Source organism: Heliobacterium mobile, from assembly GCF_009720735.1.
In the GTDB taxonomy this organism is placed as follows: domain Bacteria; phylum Bacillota; class Desulfitobacteriia; order Heliobacteriales; family Heliobacteriaceae; genus Heliobacterium; species Heliobacterium mobile.
On the sequence record NZ_WNKU01000002.1, the window covers coordinates 188,890 to 209,595 of the forward strand.

The 20,706-nt window shown below is 49.2% G+C and carries 20 protein-coding genes; 1 reads left to right on the forward strand and 19 read right to left on the reverse strand.

The annotated features are described in order from the left end of the window. Position 1: 1 nt before the first annotated feature. Together GJ688_RS03430 and GJ688_RS03435 are read right to left on the reverse strand one after the other, a co-directional pair. Positions 2-880 (reverse strand): site-2 protease family protein, encoded by an 879-nt coding sequence (locus tag GJ688_RS03430; protein WP_155475129.1) that lies wholly within the window; start codon positions 878-880, stop codon positions 2-4. Beyond that, on the reverse strand, positions 840-1,742 hold the full coding sequence (locus tag GJ688_RS03435) for a murein hydrolase activator EnvC family protein (protein ID WP_155475130.1): 903 nt from the start codon (positions 1,740-1,742) through the stop codon (positions 840-842). Before GJ688_RS03435 ends, GJ688_RS03430 begins: the two co-directional genes overlap by 41 nt. Before the next feature lie 523 nt (positions 1,743-2,265). Between GJ688_RS03435 and GJ688_RS03440 the strand changes: the two genes are divergently transcribed. Next, the gene (locus GJ688_RS03440) at positions 2,266-3,684 is read left to right on the forward strand and encodes an amino acid permease (RefSeq protein ID WP_155475131.1); all 1,419 of its coding nucleotides are present in this window, start codon (positions 2,266-2,268) and stop codon (positions 3,682-3,684) included. A 76-nt stretch (positions 3,685-3,760) separates the two neighbouring features. On the opposite strand, the gene GJ688_RS03445 is transcribed toward GJ688_RS03440, so the two are convergent. From GJ688_RS03445 to GJ688_RS03525, 17 genes are all read right to left on the reverse strand, one after another. Beyond that, a complete protein-coding gene (locus tag GJ688_RS03445; protein WP_155475132.1) occupies positions 3,761-3,958 on the reverse strand; it encodes a hypothetical protein in 198 nt (65 codons plus the stop codon). 134 nt (positions 3,959-4,092) lie between these two features. Then, the gene (locus tag GJ688_RS03450; RefSeq protein ID WP_155475133.1) at positions 4,093-5,634 is read right to left on the reverse strand and encodes an N-acetylmuramoyl-L-alanine amidase family protein; all 1,542 of its coding nucleotides are present in this window, start codon (positions 5,632-5,634) and stop codon (positions 4,093-4,095) included. Between the two features lie 6 nt (positions 5,635-5,640). Further along, positions 5,641-7,326, reverse strand: a complete 1,686-nt coding sequence (locus GJ688_RS03455; protein WP_155475281.1) for a nucleoside kinase — start codon at positions 7,324-7,326, stop codon at positions 5,641-5,643. A 126-nt stretch (positions 7,327-7,452) separates the two neighbouring features. Next, on the reverse strand, positions 7,453-8,106 hold the full coding sequence (locus GJ688_RS03460) for a flagellar brake protein (protein WP_155475134.1): 654 nt from the start codon (positions 8,104-8,106) through the stop codon (positions 7,453-7,455). Positions 8,107-8,119: 13 nt separating this feature from the next. Then, positions 8,120-9,277 (reverse strand): rod shape-determining protein RodA, encoded by a 1,158-nt coding sequence (gene rodA / locus GJ688_RS03465; RefSeq protein WP_155475135.1) that lies wholly within the window; start codon positions 9,275-9,277, stop codon positions 8,120-8,122. 81 nt (positions 9,278-9,358) lie between these two features. Beyond that, entirely contained in the window at positions 9,359-9,637 is a 279-nt protein-coding gene (minE, locus tag GJ688_RS03470; RefSeq protein WP_170291650.1) for a cell division topological specificity factor MinE, read from the reverse strand. Positions 9,638-9,676: 39 nt separating this feature from the next. Next, positions 9,677-10,480, reverse strand: coding sequence for a septum site-determining protein MinD (gene minD, locus GJ688_RS03475; protein WP_155475137.1), 804 nt, complete (start codon positions 10,478-10,480; stop codon positions 9,677-9,679). A 13-nt stretch (positions 10,481-10,493) separates the two neighbouring features. Then, the gene (gene minC / locus GJ688_RS03480; protein WP_155475138.1) at positions 10,494-11,357 is read right to left on the reverse strand and encodes a septum site-determining protein MinC; all 864 of its coding nucleotides are present in this window, start codon (positions 11,355-11,357) and stop codon (positions 10,494-10,496) included. Positions 11,358-11,482: 125 nt separating this feature from the next. After that, positions 11,483-13,603: a penicillin-binding protein 2 gene (mrdA, locus tag GJ688_RS03485; RefSeq protein ID WP_170291616.1), complete on the reverse strand. Its 2,121-nt coding sequence runs from the start codon at positions 13,601-13,603 to the stop codon at positions 11,483-11,485. After that, positions 13,600-14,103, reverse strand: a complete 504-nt coding sequence (mreD, locus tag GJ688_RS03490; RefSeq protein ID WP_155475140.1) for a rod shape-determining protein MreD — start codon at positions 14,101-14,103, stop codon at positions 13,600-13,602. The genes mrdA and mreD overlap by 4 nt, the downstream gene beginning before the upstream one ends. Further along, positions 14,104-14,913: a rod shape-determining protein MreC gene (mreC, locus tag GJ688_RS03495; RefSeq protein ID WP_170291617.1), complete on the reverse strand. Its 810-nt coding sequence runs from the start codon at positions 14,911-14,913 to the stop codon at positions 14,104-14,106. It abuts the gene before it with no gap. A gap of 63 nt (positions 14,914-14,976) precedes the next feature. Beyond that, a complete protein-coding gene (locus GJ688_RS03500; protein ID WP_155475142.1) occupies positions 14,977-16,008 on the reverse strand; it encodes a rod shape-determining protein in 1,032 nt (343 codons plus the stop codon). A gap of 26 nt (positions 16,009-16,034) precedes the next feature. Further along, positions 16,035-16,724, reverse strand: coding sequence for a RadC family protein (gene radC / locus GJ688_RS03505; RefSeq protein ID WP_155475143.1), 690 nt, complete (start codon positions 16,722-16,724; stop codon positions 16,035-16,037). Positions 16,725-16,782: 58 nt separating this feature from the next. Continuing rightward, positions 16,783-17,397 (reverse strand): Maf family protein, encoded by a 615-nt coding sequence (locus tag GJ688_RS03510; protein WP_155475144.1) that lies wholly within the window; start codon positions 17,395-17,397, stop codon positions 16,783-16,785. A gap of 25 nt (positions 17,398-17,422) precedes the next feature. Continuing rightward, positions 17,423-17,680 (reverse strand): DUF4321 domain-containing protein, encoded by a 258-nt coding sequence (locus GJ688_RS03515; RefSeq protein ID WP_155475145.1) that lies wholly within the window; start codon positions 17,678-17,680, stop codon positions 17,423-17,425. Between the two features lie 120 nt (positions 17,681-17,800). Then, the gene (locus tag GJ688_RS03520; protein WP_155475146.1) at positions 17,801-18,880 is read right to left on the reverse strand and encodes a hypothetical protein; all 1,080 of its coding nucleotides are present in this window, start codon (positions 18,878-18,880) and stop codon (positions 17,801-17,803) included. Further along, a complete protein-coding gene (locus tag GJ688_RS03525) occupies positions 18,877-20,703 on the reverse strand; it encodes a cobalamin B12-binding domain-containing protein (protein WP_155475147.1) in 1,827 nt (608 codons plus the stop codon). Before GJ688_RS03525 ends, GJ688_RS03520 begins: the two co-directional genes overlap by 4 nt. Between the last annotated feature and the right edge of the window lie 3 nt (positions 20,704-20,706).

Consider the following 20,706-nt stretch of genomic DNA (forward strand, 5'->3'; position numbering starts at 1 on the left):
CTTAAGCTTTTTGGATCAAATCTCCGACCGGCATATCTTCTTTCCCTTGCATCATATGACTCAGCAAATCGCTTTCACTCACCTGTCCAACGATACGTCCTCCTTTATCGATGACGGTGACCAACAAACAGCGATCAGGTACAATTTGCGGTAGCAGGTTGGAAATATGTACATCCTCTCGGGCTACGACCACATCTCCGCTCCAAGTCTTTTTCGTACCTAAGTTTTGCCGCTTCGCTTTAAGCAAGCGCCAGAATATCATAGGCCCAATCGTCCTTTCTTTATGGGCTCCGAGAAACAAAAAACCGGCGATGAGCGGCAAGTCTAGCCCGCACTTTTGCCAGTAAAGTCCTAAAATAGATAAAAACCCGAACAACAGCGCCATTCCTTCCCCCCAAAGGGCAGCCTGCTGTGATGCTTTCATTGCCCCCCAGAGGGTCGTTAAGAGCGAGCGGAATACTCGCCCTCCATCGAGAGGTAAAATGGGCAGGAGATTAAAAGCACCTAAAGTAAAATTGACATTGCGAAGATATTCAACGGAATCATTCCACCCCATGCCGAGCATAAGCCCAGCATCGAGGGCGATTACCAGGATAAATGAAAAAACCGGTCCGGCCAAAGCAACCATGATTTCGTCTCGAGGGCTCTGCTCTAGTCCCGGCGAGATTCGAGCCACTCCCCCGAAAGGGAAAAACTCGATCTCCTGTACGGAAAAACCGGCGCGACGAGCGGCTACACTGTGACCCAGTTCATGCCAAGCGACACAGAGAAAGGCCAATGCCACCTGAGGTCCGACACCGGCCCAGACGTACAGAGCAGACATCAGCACCAGCCATTGATTAATGCGGATATCCACTCCCGCTAGGCGGGCGATCTTCAACAGTTCCGCCTCCCTTCTCTTTGTTTCGTTCCAGCGGATCCACACTTTGCCCGCCGCGCCGCACTTCCAGGTAGAGTTGAGCTTGTCGATCCTCTTTATTTCGGGCTAAACGACCGACGATCGTATCCGATTCAACAGGTTGTCCGGCTTTTAGATCTACTTTTTCCAAAGGCCCCATTAAACGAATGCTTCCGTCAGAAGCAGCAATCTGCACGTAGGTTCCGCCGTTCTCCTCCCAACTGTTGATGATTTTGCCGTCTGTCCCTGCCATGACTGGCGAGCCTTCCCGTGCGGCGATCCGTATGCCCGGATTAAACTCATTCCCCTGTTGTCCAAAAGTCTGAACGATGACGCCTTTAACCGGTTCATTGACAGGCAGTCCAAACTGAACTCCCCCGTCGGTGGGCGCTAAAACGGGCACTGTAGTTCCCTCTTCAGCCCAAAGACCTAACCGCGTGACGGCTTGATGAAGAGGTTCTAAGTTCATACTCTCCGTGGCCAATTGACGTATTTGCGCCTGCAATGTTTTTGCCCAGGGCTGTTCAAACTGAAAGACTTCCCAGACCAGAGCGAATATGGCTACGGCGATAACCGTTTGCCATAACCAACGGCGCAGCATCGATCCCGGTTCCGGCTCGTCGGGAGGTTCTCGCCAGGAGGGATCGCCCCATTTCGAATCATCCTTAGAAAACCAACGGCGACCCGAATCGAGGTGAGAACTTGACCACGGATGATTGGCAGAGCTTGTCCCTTTCTCTTTTTCTTCTGAAGTGCCCGGCGTGGATGTATTTTCGCTAGAAAGCTTTTTCCGTCGCCGGTTCGTAATCCATTCGCCTGATTCGGGCGGTATAAACTTTTTCAAAACCTTTTCCTCCTTGGCCGTTCTTTAGTCTACTTTATGCGAATGAATGGAAAAAATAGGACAAGGTTTTGATTCGTTTCGGCAGGGCATACTACTTTCGAAGGAAAACTGAAGATAAGTGGAGGATATCATGGCGGACATCATACCGATTCCTCGCCCCCACCGTGACGGAAAATGTTCTGAATGCGTCATGGCATCGTGGTGCTTTTCAAACCCCTCAGACCGAGAGTACATAAATCCTGTACATACGCGAGCGATGAACAGAGCCTTTGCAGAATGTCACCAGCGAAGCATGCATAAGTAATTTACGCACTGGTCCAGATCATAGTTTTATTCTGGACTTTTTTTCTTTCTGTATTGTGCTTAAATTCACTTACCTCTATAATATGTCATTGTGTGATTGTCCTTTTATTCTCAGAGCAAGATGTTTACATACCCTAAAACGGGGAAAACTTGCACAGAATAGAGGTTAACCGATCACTGTAGATACTTGAGCAAAGAGAGAAAGGAGTCCTTAATAAGCATGAATCTTTGGCGCAAGAAGTCACTGGATCAACTGATCCAGTTCTCTCAAGGGAAAAGCGGCTTGAAAAAAACCTTGGGAGCTTACGATCTCACCTTGCTCGGTATCGGTGCGATTATCGGAACGGGAATTTTTGTTCTCACCGGTATTGCTGCTGCCGAACATGCCGGACCGGCACTGATGCTTTCATTTATCGTTGCCGGTTTGGCTTGCGGTTTTGCCGCCTTGGCCTATGCTGAATTTGCCGCCCTCTGTCCCGTCTCTGGCAGCGCCTATACCTATTCTTATACGACATTGGGAGAGTTTGTGGCTTGGTTAATCGGATGGGCCTTAGTTCTCGAATACGGCTTGGCTTCCTCTACCGTTGCCATCGGTTGGTCTGCCTATTTTGTGAAGCTCATAGAGGGATTAGGGTTCAACTTGCCAGCGGCGCTAACGAGTCCTCCTGCTGCTGGCGGCGTTATTAACCTGCCGGCTATCATTATTTGCTTATTGGTAACCACACTGTTATCGCTCGGTATCCGGGAAAGCGCTAAGGTAAACAACGTGATGGTCGCGATAAAGCTGACCGTAGTGGCCTTATTCATTGGTGTCGGTGTGTGGTATGTAAAGCCGGCGAACTGGGTTCCCTTCATGCCTTTTGGGATTTCCGGCATCTGGTCTGGAGCGGCGATCGTCTTCTTCGCTTATATCGGATTTGACGCCGTTTCCACAGCGGCAGAAGAAGTCAAGAACCCTCAACGAGACCTCCCTATTGGAATCATCGCTTCCCTAGCCATCTGTACAGTTCTCTATATCATTGTTTCTGCGATTATGACGGGGATTGTACCTTATTCTCAGTTTGCCGGCGTATCAGCACCAGTTGCTTTAGCCATGCAGGTGGCGGGACAAAACTGGGTAGCGGGACTCGTCTCTATTGGTGCAATATCCGGTATCACTACAGTGCTGTTGGTGATGATGTTCGGGCAGACCCGAGTCTTTTATGCCATGAGTCGCGACGGTCTGTTACCTCCTCTTTTCTCCAAGATCCATCCCAAACATGCGACACCCTTTATCTCCACATGGATTACAGGGATTACCGTTGCCGTCATTTCTGGGTTTGTACCGATTCAAGTCGTCGCTGAAATGGTCAATTTGGGAACCCTGTCTGCCTTTGTCATGGTTTCCTTGGGCGTTGTCTTACTCCGTTACCAAAGACCTGATTTACAACGACCTTTTCGCTGCCCTGGCGTTCCCTATACTCCCCTTTTAGCCATTGTCTTTTGCACATTTTTAATGTTCTCTTTACCCTATACGACATGGATGCTTTTCTTAAAATGGATGGGCCTCGGCGTCATCATTTATTTCGGCTATGGTTATCGTCACAGTTTGTTGGCTCAACCTTCGTCAAATCCACAAGGGACAAATACTGAGAAATAGTTAGATTATACGAATGAAAAAGAACCCGCTATGCTGGCAAAAGCGAACATAGCGGGTTCTTTTTTTACAATCATGATTATGATTCCACTGAGTGTCCATGAAAAGGATTTTGGCGGGATGGGATGATGCGATCTCTGCTGTTGTTTTGACCGACCAAGCGGCGAACTGCGACAGGGTCGAGGCCGCTCGGTTTTCGATAGGTCTTATTTTCCCGGAGTTCAGCCATGATTACAACCCCAATGAAAAGCATTAACGCAATAGTCGCGTAAATCAACCGCGTTGCCTCCTTTCGATGCCTTCAGCCCGACAGCTCTGATATGAATGTGTAGAATATTTTCGAGGTCTATTTTCCTTTTCCTGCCATGTTCAGGTAAGAATCGTTCGACAAAGTATGACTGATATAGTCATTTATTGCTTATTCAAATAGCTTGTTAAGGTGTCACAAAGAGTCTGTGCGAGACGTGTTTGAAAATTCCGGTCGAAAAGCAGTTTTTCTTCGTCCGGGTTAGAGATGAAAGCCATTTCCAAAAGAGCGGCCGGAACGGGTGATGAACGGAGTACATAAAAACCAGCTTGTTTGATTCCTCGGTCGTTTCGTCCAGTTATCGGAAGAACATTTTGCTGGAGCAAGGAGGCTAGTTGCTTACCTTGTTCATCGTAATACCAGGTTTCTGTTCCGCCCACGTCGGAACGTGCAAAGGAATTGGCGTGAATGCTCAAGAAAAGGTCGGGTCGGACCCGGTCATTAATGGTTCCCCGATCAGCCAGTGATACATACATGTCCTCCGTTCGTGTCATCAGAACGGCAATTCCTTTTTTCTGTAGCAGTTCACGGAGGATCAAAGCCACCTGGAGTGTAACATCTTTTTCCCGAGTCTGATTCGGTCCTAGTGCCCCTGGATCGATTCCACCGTGACCAGGATCAAGCAGTACCAAAGGCGTTTCTTCGGTTGGACGGATTGGTTGAAGAGCAAAGCGGACCTCTAGGCCGGCGGCAGCCTTAACGATCTGGGGCTCCACCTTGGCGGTCAGATCGATTACGGCTCGGGCGATATCTGCTTGATATTGACCAAAACGTATCTGTTTTACCGGCAACAAGTTGACGACAGTGCTTCGAGGGAGGTCATCACCTAGACGCAGATTTGGGAAGTCAATGATCAATCGATCCGGGGAAGAAAGCCTAGTAACTTTATAATCTCCTGAAGGCGCATCGAGATGGATCAGGATAGTAGACCCATTTTCTATTTTCCAGTCTATTCCGACTACCTTTTCCACCGGGGCTTCTCCCGCCGGTTGTGATGGTATCTGTGTAGGCTGAACCTGCGGTGGTTGCGATGGTGGCGAAGATGATGATGTGGGTAAAGGAGTTATCACAGGCGGAGTTGTTGGGGGAGCGATCGCCGTAGGAGGGTTTTGGCTTGGTGATGGGTTAGAAGTCGTCAAAATGGTAACAGTACGGGATTCAGCGATCCATTTCACCTCTGCGCCCAAGACGGTACTGACAAACCGCAACGGCACCATAGTTCGATTGTCTTTGATCACTGGAGCCACATCAAGATCGACCTTTTTGTCATTCACCTGTGCCGTTTTCACATCCGGCTTAAGTAGGATCAATAATCCCGGTTTTCCAAGACGAACCTCCCTGAGTTCCTCGATCCAAGTGGGGTTCAATTTCAGATACTCCGAAACTACCCGTAGGGGAACGAGAACACGGTCATCTTTGATGATCGGTGCGACGTCCGAATTTACTCGTTCCCCGTCAATGATTAATTCAATAGAATTTACGGAAGGATTTATCGGCTCAATTGCATAGCCTGTTGAGGGAAATCCAAATATACCAACTAGGTAAAAGCAACTGCTGATCAGCAGGAGGAACAGGGAGCCCTTTATATGTTTCGTGAGCTGTTTCCATTGATAATTCCACTTATGTCTCATCTTTTCATCATACATACCAGATTAATGCTCCTTGAAAAAACAACTGCCTCCGATGAATTCTCGAAGAATGGAGTTGTTGGGGATTTCATCATGGTTGACAGGTAGGAAATAATCGAGCAGCGTAAGCAAACGTTGGGCCTCGCCGTAGACTTCTTCGTCAGAATTTACTTGTTGCAATAAGGGTATGGCATAGCGAGACAAGACGGCCAATTCGTAGACCAAAGCGGAATTAAACATCACATCGGCTTCTTCTTGGAAGGGAAAAATCCACCGTCCTTCGCCCCGGCGAACGGACGGCCACATTTCTAATGTTCTTTGAGGACTGTGGGAACGGAACTGGAAGTCTCGAACGATACGACGAATACAGCGAGCATCAGTTGTCTTGATATGATTCATCGGATTTAGATTCAGTTCGACGAGTGCGCTTACATAAATCTTGAATTTGTTGGAACGATCCACGGCTTGGGTGAGTTTTTCATTAAGACCGTGGATTCCTTCAATGATAATGGGTTGATTCAGATCAATGGTCAAGTATTTTCCCCTGTACTCCCGTTCTCCCGTATGAAAATTATAGTAAGGAATTTCTACGTCTTCGCCTTGAATCAATTGGCTTAAGTGCTTATTGATCAGATCACAATCAACAGCATGGATAGACTCATAGTCTGGTTTTCCGAATTCATCGTGAGGTGTCTCTGTCCTCGGAAAGAAATAATCATCTGTCGATAACGTTACCGGGTTCATCCCGTTCACACGCAACTGGATCTTTAACCGCTGGGCGAAGGTGGTCTTTCCGGACGATGACGGTCCAGCGATTAGAATCAACCTGTGTTTTTCCGGTTCTGCAGCAATTTGATCGGCAATCTGGGCAATTTTCTTTTCGTGGAGTGCCTCGGCAATACGAATAAGTTCGCCTGTTTCCTCTGTCTCGATGTAACGATTGAGATCACAGACGTCAGATACTTTGACGATTTTTGACCACTTGTCTGATTCACGAAAGATAAAACTTAATTTCTTTTGTTCTACGTTATCAGGGATACGAAAAGGATCGGATTGATCGGGAAACCGCAACAAAAAACCAGATACGTGATGGACTAGCTGATAGGTCGTGATCAGACCCGTGTGGGGAACCAGGATCTCGTCACTAAAATCGATAAATTCTCCACAACTATAGATGTTGACTAAATCCTGTTTGCGATAACGCAGGATCTTCGCTTGCCCCATCCGATCGGCTTCCGTAAGGAGCCTGATAGCTTCTTCCGGTTTGACGACTCTCCGTTCGATCGGTTCTGCAGCCCGCACAATATCCCACATACGCTCTCGCAGTCTATCGACCATCTCTGGAGTCAACGTCTGATCGCCGAGCATTTCACCATAAAATCCTTTGTTTAAGGAGAACTGAATCTCCAACTGCTGATCTGGAAATAGCTCTTTGGCTGCACGCATTAAAATAAAGGTCAAACTCTTCGCATAGACGCGTAGTCCAATCTCGGAAGACATATCTACCATTTCCACTTGGCAATCCCGAGACGGAACAAACTCGAGGTCTTCTAAGACATTATTGACTCGTACAGCCACAATCGGAGCCGGGTGCTCTGATTGCAACTCCCAAGCCAAAACTTGTAGGGGTAACCGTCGGTTCCACCAGCGGCAAAAGTCTCCTGTTTTCGGAGTCCGAATCGTCAAACCCAAATAGGTTGAACAAGCCATCGCCAATGAAATCCACTCCTTTAGTTCGACAAAGGAATACCATTTTCATTATAAATGTTTAAGTTTCAATTCGATAGGTACTTCGGTCCTAAAAAAATCAGCCCCGCCGGCATAACCGGCAGGGCTTTAGCGCAATCCTTGGTTCCGCTGTTCCCGTTGTCGCGTAAAAATATACTGAATGATTTGCTCCTGCTGGCCACGGGAGGGCTGAAGAAATTCCACTCCCAGCAAAAACTGTGCATCCTTACCTTCTCCATCAATAGTGACTCGCTTTACCTGACCTCCTAGACGCAATGCTTCTCTCCCGATCGGAAGATCGACAAGCACCTTTTCACCGACTTTGATCGGCTCTTTGGAAGCGATACATACACCGCCGCCGGAGATATTGCGAATCCACATTTTATTCCAAGGCCAGTCTTTTGGGTCTGTTTCAGGCAGCTGTAAGGCGAATTGGCTCTCCAAAAAAACAGGGAATCGATAAAAGTTTCGCCGCTGCACTTTGTCTGCCCTGATTGGCTTGGATACGATGATGACGGGCAAAGGTTGGGAACGCCGAGATTGAATTACCGATTGATAGACCCAAACGCCATTCTCCGTCGAAAGATAAAATATGACCTGCTCACCTACGTGCAGGGGAATCAATTGACCATCTTTGAACGGAAGAGCGAGAGTCAATGTGTCCTTATCCATATCTTCGACTCTGCTTTTGTAATGGCCTGAGTAGATGCTGCCGGAAGGAATAAGAATCTGGATCAGATCGTTAACTTTAAGCTGACTCACGCCTCGTCCACCTCTAAAACGTTATAGACTGCCTGCGCAAACAGACGTTGAGAAGCAATCCTATACAAGTCATGTTTGTTATCATGGCGGAGCCGCCATAGCTGACAAAGGGCAAGGGGATTCCGGTAACGGGCATAATCCCCGTTGTCATTCCTACGTTTACAAGCACTTGGAAGAGCCACATGGAAACAATACCGGTAACAACAAGCGTTCCGTAGGTATCACGGGCGTCCAAGGCAATTTTGATGCCCCGAAGAATCATCATTAGAAAGAGAGCCAACAGGCTGACAGAACCGATAAAGCCCAATTCCTCACCAATGACAGAGAAGATGAAGTCGGTGTGGTGTTCTGGCAAAAAGTTTAACTGGGCTTGACTCCCTTGGAACAACCCCTTACCGAACAGACCACCGGAACCAATCGCAATGAGCGATTGCCGTATATGGTATCCGCTTTTTAAGGGATCGATATCGGGATCTAAGAAGATGATCAACCGTTTGATCTGGTAATCTTGTAAGGGTAACCACCAGCCCCAGGTCATATGGCCGTAAATGGCAAATATGGCCACAGCCAGACTGCCGAAAGTCAACAAGCCCATAATCTTTTTATTGGCACCTGCGATCATCATCATCCCTAGCATGATGGCGAGAAAGACAAGAGAAGTACCTAAGTCAGGTTGTTTTAGGATCAGCAACATCGGAACAGCGATGTAAATAAAACAAGGAAGCAAATCCTTCAGAGTATCTAGTCTTCCTTGCCGTGTTGTCAAAAAATCGGCAAATCCAACAATGATAAACAACTTGGCAAATTCGGAAGGCTGAAACTGAAAACCGGCGACGTTAATCCAACGGTGGGCTCCGTTTACGTTTACACCGACTAGAATAACGCTCAATAAGATGACCAGATTAAACCCGTAGATGTACCAGGAATAGCGTGCAAAAGTCTGATAGCGAAAAAACAAGGAGATGCCGATAATCACTAATCCCGTAAAAATCCAGAGGGTCTGTTTGATTACGAAATCTAACGGTTCGGCTCCTACATTCGCAGATGCACTTCTCATGACGACCAGACTGAATGCCAACAGGAGAACCACGACTGCTGCCAAGGTATAGTCCAAATTTCGGATGAGTTTTCGGTGCAACGGTGTTCCTCCTAACCTCCTTTGAATTGGCATACCTTAATCAATTATAGGGGATCCTAGAAAAGATGAAAAGCCCCTCATTCATAGAGGGGCCAGAACCATCAAAACTAAACATTATCGAGGAACGTTTCGACGCTTCAATCCCAGAACAGGAATGTTGGCAACTAAAGCAACGGAACTATCCTCATTGTTCAAATTAACTTCCAGTGATCTTTCATCGATTTCCATATAATTCGAGATGACCCGGATGAGGTCTTCTTTGAGGGCTTCAATGATCTCGGGAGAAACACTGCTGCGGTCATGTACCAGAACTAATCGCAGGCGTTCTTTTGCTATGTTCTTGCTATTATTGGAGTTTTCCCGGCTAAACATGCGGTTGAGAAAGTCCAGCACCGCCATGGGCCCTCTGCCCCCTTTCCTTTCAAAACCCTATTATCGGCCCATGCCAAAGATCTTGCGCACTTTGTCAAATAGCCCTTCAGAGACTTCCAGGTTCATCAAAGGCACATCAGCACCGGTAAGACGGCGGGTGATGTTGCGATAAGCTTGACCTGCCCGTGAGTTATCATCGAGGACTGCTGGTTCACCCTTGTTCGTCGATATGACGATGGTATCATCTTCCGGCACTACACCGATTACGTCGATGGCAAGGATGTCGACCATATCCTCAATCGACATCATATCACCTTGTTTCACCATGGCCGGACGGAGGCGGTTGATGATTAAACGGGGATTGCGTAGTCCACCTGCTTCCAATAAGCCGATGATCCGGTCAGCATCTCGAATCGCCGAAACTTCTGGAGTCGTTACGACGATGGCTTTTTCCGCACCGGCGATGGCATTTTTAAATCCTTGTTCGATGCCAGCCGGACAGTCTATCAAAACAAAGTCAAACTCTTTTCTCAAATCTTCACAGAGTTTTTGCATCTGAGCCTGGTTGACGGCGGTCTTATCTTTCGTCTGTGCTGCCGGCAGTAGGTTCAGCCGTCCGTCGGGAAACCGCTTGTCCTTGATCAACGCTTTTGAATAAGAGACTTGTCCGCTAGTCACATCGACGATGTCATAGACAATTCGGTTTTCAAGACCCATGACCACATCGAGGTTGCGTAACCCGATATCCGTGTCGACTAAAACGACCTTATATCCGAGGGAAGCCAATCCGGTTCCAATGTTCGCCGTTGTCGTAGTTTTACCGACGCCGCCTTTGCCCGAGGTGATGACCATTACTTCACCCATTTGAGTTCCTCCCTTATGCGTCTTTGCCAAAAGATTTGCTACCATAGTGATATCGCTCAATTGTCACCATGCCGTCCCGGATGCGGCCGATTTCCGGATGGTCCGGTCCGTCATCGTCTTCATCGGGCGGACGGGTAATATGGTTGGCGATGCGCAGTTGAGTGGGACGAAGCCGATAGGCGGTCACCACTGCATCCAAGCTGCCCAAGGCACCAGCATGCGCTACACCTCGAAAAACACCCATGACAATAATGTTTCCACCGGCGATCACTTCGGCCCCCGGATTGACATCCCCTAAAATAACTACGTTTCCAGGGTAACGCACCGTTTGCCCCGAACGCAAAGTCCGTTGGATCAGCAAGGTTTGTTCATCACCGCCGAGTGTGATGATAGGCGCTTCATTTTCGGCCCCGTCATCGGTTGCTGCCGTCGATAAGGAAGATGGAGGCGCTTCGGTAGTTGCAGGCTCGAAGGAAACGATAGATTCTTTGGGTTCGAACTTGCTGCTTTCACCAGCGGGTTCGGGACGTTCGCTTGATTCGTAGAGGTGATTCGCAATTTGATAGATGCGTTCTCGATTTCCTTTCATAGTTGCCCCCTCCCCCTCGTCATTGTTTCCTTCGGAATCAGACCAGGATGTAATGCCTCGCAATATAAGCCCGTATGACGGGAAGAGGATTCGAAGTCGTTCGATTTGTTCCTCTGACAATTTGCGTGAACCCACGTCTACATTCACATGAGCGCCGACGAGAAAACAATCGGCTGACGCAAGCTTCTGCTCGATGGCAACAACCAAGTCGGAAAAATCGCACTGCGAGTCCAGATAAAAGGTAAGCCCGTCTTTTGAACCTTTAATCACGATATCTGCTTTCTTCATTGCGTCATCCTCAGCCCTTCAGCCGATTTCCATAACTTTACCATTTTAATTCAACAATAAATTCTACGCTTCGCGGGGAATTCCTTCAAAGAAAAACAAAAAAACGAGGAGAAGCTCCTCGTTTCTTATTCTTCGACATGTCCGGCAGGCACCAGAGCGCCAGAAGCAGACGGCTTTAAACCGAAGTACTGTTCAAAAGCGGCCCGGGCGACAACACCCGCTGAGGATCCGCCATGATAACCATACTCGATGACGCCGGCAAAGGCGATTTCCGGGTTGTCAAAAGGTGCGAAGGCGACGAAGACGCCGTGATAATCTTTTTCTTTATTGTCCCCGGCTCGGCCCGTCTCGGCAGTTCCGGTTTTGGCGGCCACTTGGAAAGGGAAGTCCTGGAACAAGTAGTTGGCTGTTCCTCCTTCGTCAGCAACAGCATGCATGGCCTTTCGGACCAAAGCAATATTCTCCGGACTGACAGAGACTTGATTGATGACGGTAGGATTGAACTGTTGAACGATCTGTTTGTCAGGCGACTCAATGTGATCGACCAAGTAAGGCTGATAGCGTGTACCACCGTTGGCTAACGTGGCGATGTAGTTGCCCAATTGCAGTATGGTGTACTGGTTTCGTCCCTGTCCAATTGAGGTGTTGTACGTTTCGTAAGCTTGCCAGTAGGGCCAATAATTCATATCACTCTTATAGTCCCGTTCAATGGTCTTCCGCATCTGGCTGTCTTTTTTCTGTATTTTTTGCTTTTCTTCTTCAGTCTGGGCATTGTTTAATTGTTCCTGTGTTTGCTTTTCTAATTCCCGGATACGAGCTTGATAGCGGTTATTCGCATAGGAGCTTCCCCAGGCTCTTTTCCAGTCTCTTCCTGGAAGCAATCCTTCTTCTTCGCCCGGAAGAGCGATGCCCGTCTCCTGACCAAGACCAAATTCTCGTGCAACCTGATTGATATAGTCGATACCGGCCCGTCGTCCCATCTCCTGAAAATAGACGTTACAGGACTTCGCTAAGGCATCGTTTAAATCGACCGATCCATGGACCTGCCAGCATTTGATATTCGGCTTTTCCCAATAAGCGCCTGTACAGGTGATGTGTTCATGAGGGTCAAGCTTCCCCGCTTCAAGTGCAGCCATGGCTGTGATCGGTTTAAAGGTGGAGCCCGGCGGATAAGCGGCTTGAATCGTCCGATTGATATGGGCGGGAGGGTCAGAGCGGAAATAATAATCGGCCATGGACTGATCCATGACGCCAATGAAATCATTTGGGTCGAGATTAGGTCGGGAAACCATACCCAGGATGGCCCCAGTCTTCACGTTGATGGCTACGGCGGCGCCTGCCTTCGCTTTTGGATTTTCCCGTTGCAACTGGGTAAGCGTCTTGTCCATGCTATCTTCCATAGCTTTTTGGACTTTCGCATCGATCGTCAAGACGAGCCGGTTTCCGGGAATCGGGTCTTGCGTGAACAAGTTCCGGATAGGCCGGTTAGTCCGGTTAACTTCCACCTGCTGGTAGCCATCCTCGCCTCTCAGATAGGACTCATAGGCTTTCTCTAAACCGAATTTACCAATCATATCGTTCAGATCGTATTTCTGGTCCGTTTTTTGTTCTGATAAGCGTTTTAGTTCGTCTTCGCTGATCTCCCGAACATACCCCAGCATGTGACCAGCGATTCGGGTGCCTTCATAGGGCGGATAAGAACGAACTGGGCCTTTTTCCACAACGAGACCTGGAAGGTCAGCCCGTCGCTCCTCCAACATAGCCACCTCGGTCTCGCTCAAACCAGACTTGATTAAAATGGGTTCGTAGAGTCGAAACTTTTGGTTATTGATCAGGTTCTTAATGTAATCGGGCGTAATCTTCGGATCGTTGGCACCCAGAATCTGAGCGATCCTTTCGATGACGCCATTCATATCAGTATTTTGTAAACCCAAATAAGTAACATAAGCATTGTATACCGGTATAGAAGTAGCTAAGGTGATACCGTTTCGATCGACAATATCGCCCCGCATTGCCGGAATCGGCAGCAGTTTGATCCGGTTTTCCTCGGACGTAGTGGTGTACTGATCGGATGCGATAAATTGAAGGTAGACTAAGCGAGATGCAAGCACCACGAAAACAAGGACAGTCAATATAGAAAAAAAACGAAAGATCGATTCCAGGTCTTTTCTGCGTTTTGCCGCAGGCGGATCGTTATTTAAGTCGCTCCCAAATTTCCCTGTTAAATCGCCTAATTCGACGCTCATGATCCCACCTCTTCCTTGGGCAGCCATCCTTGATCAGCGGCCCGGTAAAAGAGGCCGTATAACAAGGGGACTGCTGCTGTGTTGTATAGAGTCTGGATCAAAAGGGTCATAAAAAAATTGACCACCGTCAAGCGCAATCCTGCAAATGTCCCCAACAGAAAGGCCAAACCGTTGAAAAGTAGCGTGCCCACGAGAACACTTCCCAAGGGGACAATCAAATTGTCCTTGTAGAGACGGCCTTCAATCAAACCGGCGGCGAATCCGATGGCTGCCATGGAAAGCCCATTGAGTCCAATGTATCTTCCTGCCATTAGATCCAGTAACAGTCCAGCCAGCACGCCAAAAAGGCCACCAAAACGGGAGCCGTTCATGATACCCACGAAGATCACCTGGATCAGCACCAAATGAAGAACAACGCCGCCGATGGACAGGTGATTTAACAAGGTGGTCTGAAGAACAACATTGATCACCGTCAGGAGAGCTAAGATTACAAATCGCACCTAATCTCCCTCCTGGTGAATGACCTTTTGAATGATGAAGACCTCTTCGAGCCGTTGAAAATCAACAGCCGTTCGCAAACTGGCCCGTTTCGTCAATCCATTCGGTTCCGGTTCAATGCCGACTACATATCCAACGGGAAGTCCTTTCGGATATAATGTGCCCAATCCCGAGGTGAGAACCAGTTGTCCTTCTTGGACTGCAGAATCACGACGTAAGTGAACCATCTGGAGCAATCCCGAGCCATCGGCCTTCGTTTCCACAATACCCGGTTCGCGACTTGTCTGCAACATGCCGGGGACAGGACCTTCCCGGTCGATGATCAGCAAAACCTGACAGGAATGGGATGTAACCGATGTGACATGACCGATCAACCCATCATTGTTGATGACGACCATATCTTTAGTGATGCCGTCGGCAGAGCCCCGATCCAGCGTCAACGAATGGAACCAAGTATTGGGATCCCGGGCAATCACCCGGGCAGAGAGCAGTTGATAATTCCCCTGTTTCTCTTCTTTAAACTGTAACAACTCTTTTAGCCTTAGGTTCTCCAGTTGATACTGCCGGAGGAGTCCCTTTTCCCGCTGAAGATCGCCGTTTTCGCGGAGAAGTTTTTCGTTTTCCTCCTGGACTTGCTTATAGTTGACGACTGCCTGGCCGATGGAACCGGTTTCCCGGGTAACGAATGAAACACTCGCTTGTAAGGGCGCCAAAATGGCTTGAATCGAACGCTCCGCCCATGTCGTATCTCCCCGGTCGCCACTCGTTATGCGAAGAAGTCCCAGGCCGGCCGCTACGCCTAAACCGATCACAAGAAGGGTACTCCTAAATCTTGTTCGGGCCAACGGGCTTCCTCCTTAATCTGTCTCTCTACACTAACTTAATCTTTTTTGCGGTAATAACACTCGTTTTAAAGCAGGGATGTTTTCCAAGACGCGGCCCGTACCCAGAGCTACCGCCGATAGCGGTTCATCAGCCAGGTATACAGGCATTCCCGTCTGCAAACTCACCAAACGGTCAAGGCCGCGCAACAAGGAACCGCCTCCGGCCATGACAATACCATGTTCCATCAGATCAGCAGCCAATTCGGGTGGTGTTTTTTCTAAACAAACCTTAATGGCATCAACGATGGCCGTCACCGGTTCAGAGAGGGCATGTTGAACCTCTTCAGCCGTAACGTGAATCGTTTTCGGTAGTCCAGAAACCAGGTCGCGACCTCGCACATCCATCGTTTGTTTCAGTTCTTCGGACCGGTCGAGATAAGCTGAACCGAGGGTGATTTTGATCTCTTCAGCCGTTCGCTCACCGATAGCCAAGTTATATTGGCGTTTGATGTAAGCCGTTATGGCATCATCCATCTCGTCCCCAGCGATACGAATAGACTTAGAAGTCACGATGCCTCCTAGAGAGATGACAGCGACTTCCGTCGTACCTCCGCCGATATCGACGATCATATTGCCGGTCGGTTCATGAACGGGAAGACCCGCGCCGATAGCTGCAGCCATCGGTTCCTCGATGAGATAAGCTTCTCTAGCGCCAGCCTGCAAAGCCGCTTCCTTAACGGCCCGTTCTTCTACAGCAGTGACACCGCAGGGGACGCAGACGACGACACGGACTCGAGTCAAAAAGTTCGTCGATTGCAGGGCTTTGCGGATAAAGTATTTGAGCATGGCCATAGTGACGTCAAAATCGGCGATGACACCGTCCTTCATCGGTCGAATCGCAGTAATATTGCCCGGCGTCCGGCCAATCATCTGTTTAGCCTCTTCCCCGACAGCCATTACCGAACTCGTATCACGCTGAATCGCCACTACCGACGGTTCCCGCAAGATAATACCCCGGCCCTTCAAATGGACGAGGGTGTTCGCGGTTCCCAGGTCGATACCCAAATCTTTTGTAAACAACATGTTTCGCTCCTTATTCCAGTCGTCCTTCAGATATATCCGAGTTCTTTTAAACTTGAGTAACGATTATCACCGACGATGACATGATCAAGGACTTCGATACCCAATATTCTACCTGCTTCAACAATTCGCCGCGTTATTTCTCGATCCTCCCGAGACGGCGTCGGATCTCCGCTCGGGTGGTTATGTAATAGCACCACGGCGGCCGCACTTTTGCGAATCAAGGCTTTGAAAAGTTCTCTCGGATGAACAATCGATGAGGAAAGACTGCCTACAGAAATATCTTCGATGCTCAGCACCTGATTCTTGGTGTTGAGGGCGATAGCACGAAAAAACTCTTTATCCATAAATCGCATTTCTTCCATGACCAAACGGCTTACGTCTTCCGGCGAGCGGATCGATGGTCGCGATTCGGGTGATGTGGAAGCGATCCGGCGGCCCAGTTCCACTGCTGCTTTGACTTGAGCCGATTTGGCCAAGCCTAGCCCTTTGAGAGAACTCAATTCTTCCGCTGTTGCTTCGGCCAGAAAACGCAAGCCCCCTTGGCGTAATATACGGTGGGCCAAATCGATAGCCGTCTCGCGGGTTGTTCCCGTTCGCAGCAAAATGGCCAGCAATTCGGCGTTCGTCAATGCTTGCGGCCCTGCCGACAAGAGTCGTTCCCGCGGTCGAAGGTCTTCAGGCATGTCTTTGATGGTCAAGCGATACGCTTCTTCCATGGTTAATCCCCCTTTTTTTCAGGGGAACCGTCGAAACCAATGCCGGAAATAGAATGCGTTATGAACCGCCTTTGTTCCCTTTCGTTCCTAGACGCAACAAGGAAAATCCCCAATCACGAAGGAGCTTGTCCAGCCGTACCAAGGGTAAGCCAACTACATTGAAATAGTCTCCATCCAATCCTTCGACGAGCAGAGAGGCCAGTCCTTGAATGCCGTAAGCTCCAGCTTTATCCATGCAGTCTCCCGTAGAGACATATAGATCGACATCTTCAACAGTCAATCTTCGAAAATAAACTGTTGTTTCTTCGTATCCGGTCCTTTCTCCAACTATTTGCCCTTTTTCAACGCGAAAGAGAGCTAGACCAGTGATCACCTTGTGGGCTCGACCAGACAGGCGGAGCAGCATCTCTTTCGCCTGCTCTAGTGACTTCGGTTTTCCAAGTACTTCGCCTTCAATCAGAACGATGGTATCGGCACCGAGCACGACCCCTTCTTGTACTTGTTCAGCTACAGAATGAGCTTTTCCCCGAGCTAATGTTAGGGCTTGTTGTTCCGGAGGCAGTTCTTCTACTCCTGCCTCAGGAAAATTGCTTGGACAAACTTCAAAAGCGATCCCCAGTTCAGAAAGTAACTGGCGTCGGCGAGGCGACGCCGAAGCCAAGATCAAATTCAATGCAAACCACTCCTGGTAAAATCGGTTAGAGCCGTCGATAGACGAAGATACCGGCAATCATTCCGAGGGCACCAGCTAAATTCAACTTTATGCCTAATCCCAATGTGACACTAAAGGATACTAAGTTGAAATTGGCTGGTCCTAAATCTACGTTTTTACTGTATTTAAGTACAGGGACGACAGGGCTTAGTGCTTCACCAATTAAACTGCCAACGATGGCTCCGGCGATCAATAGGATGATGAGCATCCCAGCCTGACCGGCGCCTCCACGGAAACCTTTCAAAGGCCTGACCCCCTGTGCTCGGAAAAAGGAAAGCCGGGAACACTCCCGGTCTTCCCGGATAACTTGAATCTATTTCGTCAGAATGCCTGAAATTCCTCCTCTTAAATTTGTTTTCTTACTTTAGAACCCAATTGTTTTTCTCCAGAGCGATCGCGCGCCTTTTCGTTTGACATCCATCACGGGAATTCGAATTTTCCGGCCGATTCTCCCTTCAAGCAATCCTGCCTGTAGAAAGCGAGCTTGATAGGTCTGGCTGCCCGGATCATATTCCGGATAGAAGGGGTTCACCGTTACCATCAGAAGCGGAACGTTTTTCCGTACAAAGGGACGTAAGCCCAATGATTTCAACTGTTCCAACATGAAATAGGTCTCTTCCGGTAAGTCACTCAGCAATAGGCTAATGGCGTCTCGGAAATAAATGGGCCATTGCTTCAATCTTGTTCCCACTGCAGTCAGCAATGAGCGAATCGCTTTGGTAGTCACTAAAGGCGGCATCTGGATCGTGCCTTCCACATGCTCTTGGGGAAGAAAATCAATCAGTTCTTTGGCCAGACTTTCTCCATCTTCCGATGTGAGCAATTGGGTACCTGAAAAAGGCAAAGAGACCCATCCCTCTCCTCGTCGCCATGCCACACCGCCCTTATCGCCAAATAAGGCCGGAGAGCGATACGGAAGTTCAAAAATGTGGGCGATACTTTCCGTCTCCCGGGCCAATCGTTGAGGATCGACGATGCGAGCTGCGCCGGTTGCCAAGATCAGACCGTCCACTTCGACCATGGGAGCAATCCGGTTGAGGGCACCGTCGACCATGAGAAGGTCTGGTCGATAGCGAGTCAAGGCCTTTTTCACACGGCCCACCTCAACCGATTTGTTTGGCCCAGCGATCACTACTAATCCTGGATCGATGACTTCGCCAATCACAATTGAGCCTAAGGCACTCCTTATGAATGTATCTTCGAGGATACGGATATTGGCGCTGGAGACGGTTAGACATTTGCGGGCTGTGGCAACAATCGTACCCCTTTGTACGGGAAGGCGTGGTTTTGGCAAACCAGTGATATTGTCCCATTCTTCCCCGTCATAACCGATGGAAGTGATGGCGATTCGGCGATGACGGCGATAAGCTTCTCGCAACAGTGCCGAAGCGGTCGTCGTTTTTCCGGTGTTTTTGGCAGTCCCGGCGATACCGATCGTTTTCATTTCTCCGTAACGGTACCTCTCCCTCCACGACCAGGGTAGGCTCCTTCTTCCTTACTGCCCAGCAGGCCAGCGTATAGAGCTTCCACAAAAGTGGGGGATTGAGCCACTTCTTTTAGAACAGCTTCTATTTTATCTACCATTTCGTCTGCCCATTGCTGTGCATGGACTGTGGGCGTTATGCGGCCTTCTCCGAAAAAGCGAAACCCTTCAGCTACAGCCTGAAGTGTGTCCACTCGAGAGGCAGCGATGATCGGGCCTCCCGAATAGGCTTCGTCAGAGGAAGCGATGGAAATTGCATCGACGCGCAAGGATGCGGCCAAGGCTGCATGGAGAGAGGTGGTCATAGAGGACTGGACTCGGTCTTCCGTCTGTGTCAGGAAACCGATCGGCGCCCCAGGCCAAAGTGGTGCGTCGATGATGCTACGCAGAGCTTCTATCTTGGCAGCGTTAAAATCGATATAGTTGTTGATCATTTGACCGCCGATCATCACTTCAGGGCTGTAGGAGAACAGCGGTTGCAAGATCGGTCTTGCACCGAGGCGACGCCCTAAGGCTGTGACGATTAGCATGCCGGCAAAGGCTTTATGGGCAGGAACACCGGCCAACTCTTCATTGGTCACTACATCAAAAGGAAGTTTATATTTCACAGCCATGCGTATGGCTTCGATTCCGTCAACAGTGAGACGAGCCGGATCGGTCCCGGCAGCTAAGGAGCCATAGGCGATATTGATTTTCGTCAAGTCAGCGCCGAGTTTTCCCGCCAATACGACCGTCTCAGCCGTGTTCAGTCCCCGGTGAGCTCGTACCTGCCAGAGTGTGGAAGCTTCCAAGGCCGCCTTGATCCAGGATAAATTTTCTGGAGTGACGACTGAACCGTCTTCTTGATGGGTTAAGAAACCGCCGATAAAGCCCTCCGTCCGAGCGCCCCAAGAAGGATCAAAGTGGACGACACCGTCAGCTCCCCATGCTTCACAGACTTTGATATGGGCGATATCCATAAAAGGACAGCCTGTGCCGTATTGGATGAAGACTTTAGGTTGTCCTTCTACATGCTGCACCTTGCTTACGGTCATGCGGCTCTTCGTCTTGGTTAGATAATCTTCTAATCGAGCGATTTCCTGGTCTGTCTGACGCCTTGTTTTCGGGTGGACTTCTCCTTTTCGATGAAATGCCTGGGGCACGGGATCACACAGTTGTGCATAGGCTTCCGAGAATTCACGACTCACCTTGCCTTGACGGAAGCTCTCTACATCCCAGCTTTCATCACGAAGGCGTGAACGCAAAATTCCCGGAGAAATTTTCCCCTCGCTCCAGGTGAGGATGTTAGTGACGATCTTTTCGAGCAGGTTTCCGATGCCTGCGTGGCGATATTCATAAGCATAACCGGCTGTGATATCCTTTTTTTGTTTTTTCGCACCAGCCAAGTCTGGTTGATAGGGCCGCCCCTCTACAAAGGCTACCACCTCTTCCACAGAAGTACCTGGCCCAAAACCGGCATCAAAACCCAGTTCTGCTGCCAACTCAGGACGTACCGCCATGCCTCCCACAACTAAAGCCGTCTTATCCCGGAGCCCAGCAGCGTCAGCTAGATCGACAAAACGACCGAGCACTTCGCCTACACCATAGCCCAAGGTTCGGCTGATCATCACGTGGTCCGGATGTTCTTTCCCCATGATGGAGACGATCTCTTCCGGCGGCAGGTCCGGTGGAAGCAACATTGTTTGATGCCCAGCTTGCTCCAGCCCACGGCGGATCATTTTTAAGCCGATGTCATGAACCGGGTCGAGAGGAACTAAGAGTATTTTTCTGCGTTCAAAGGCCATCGT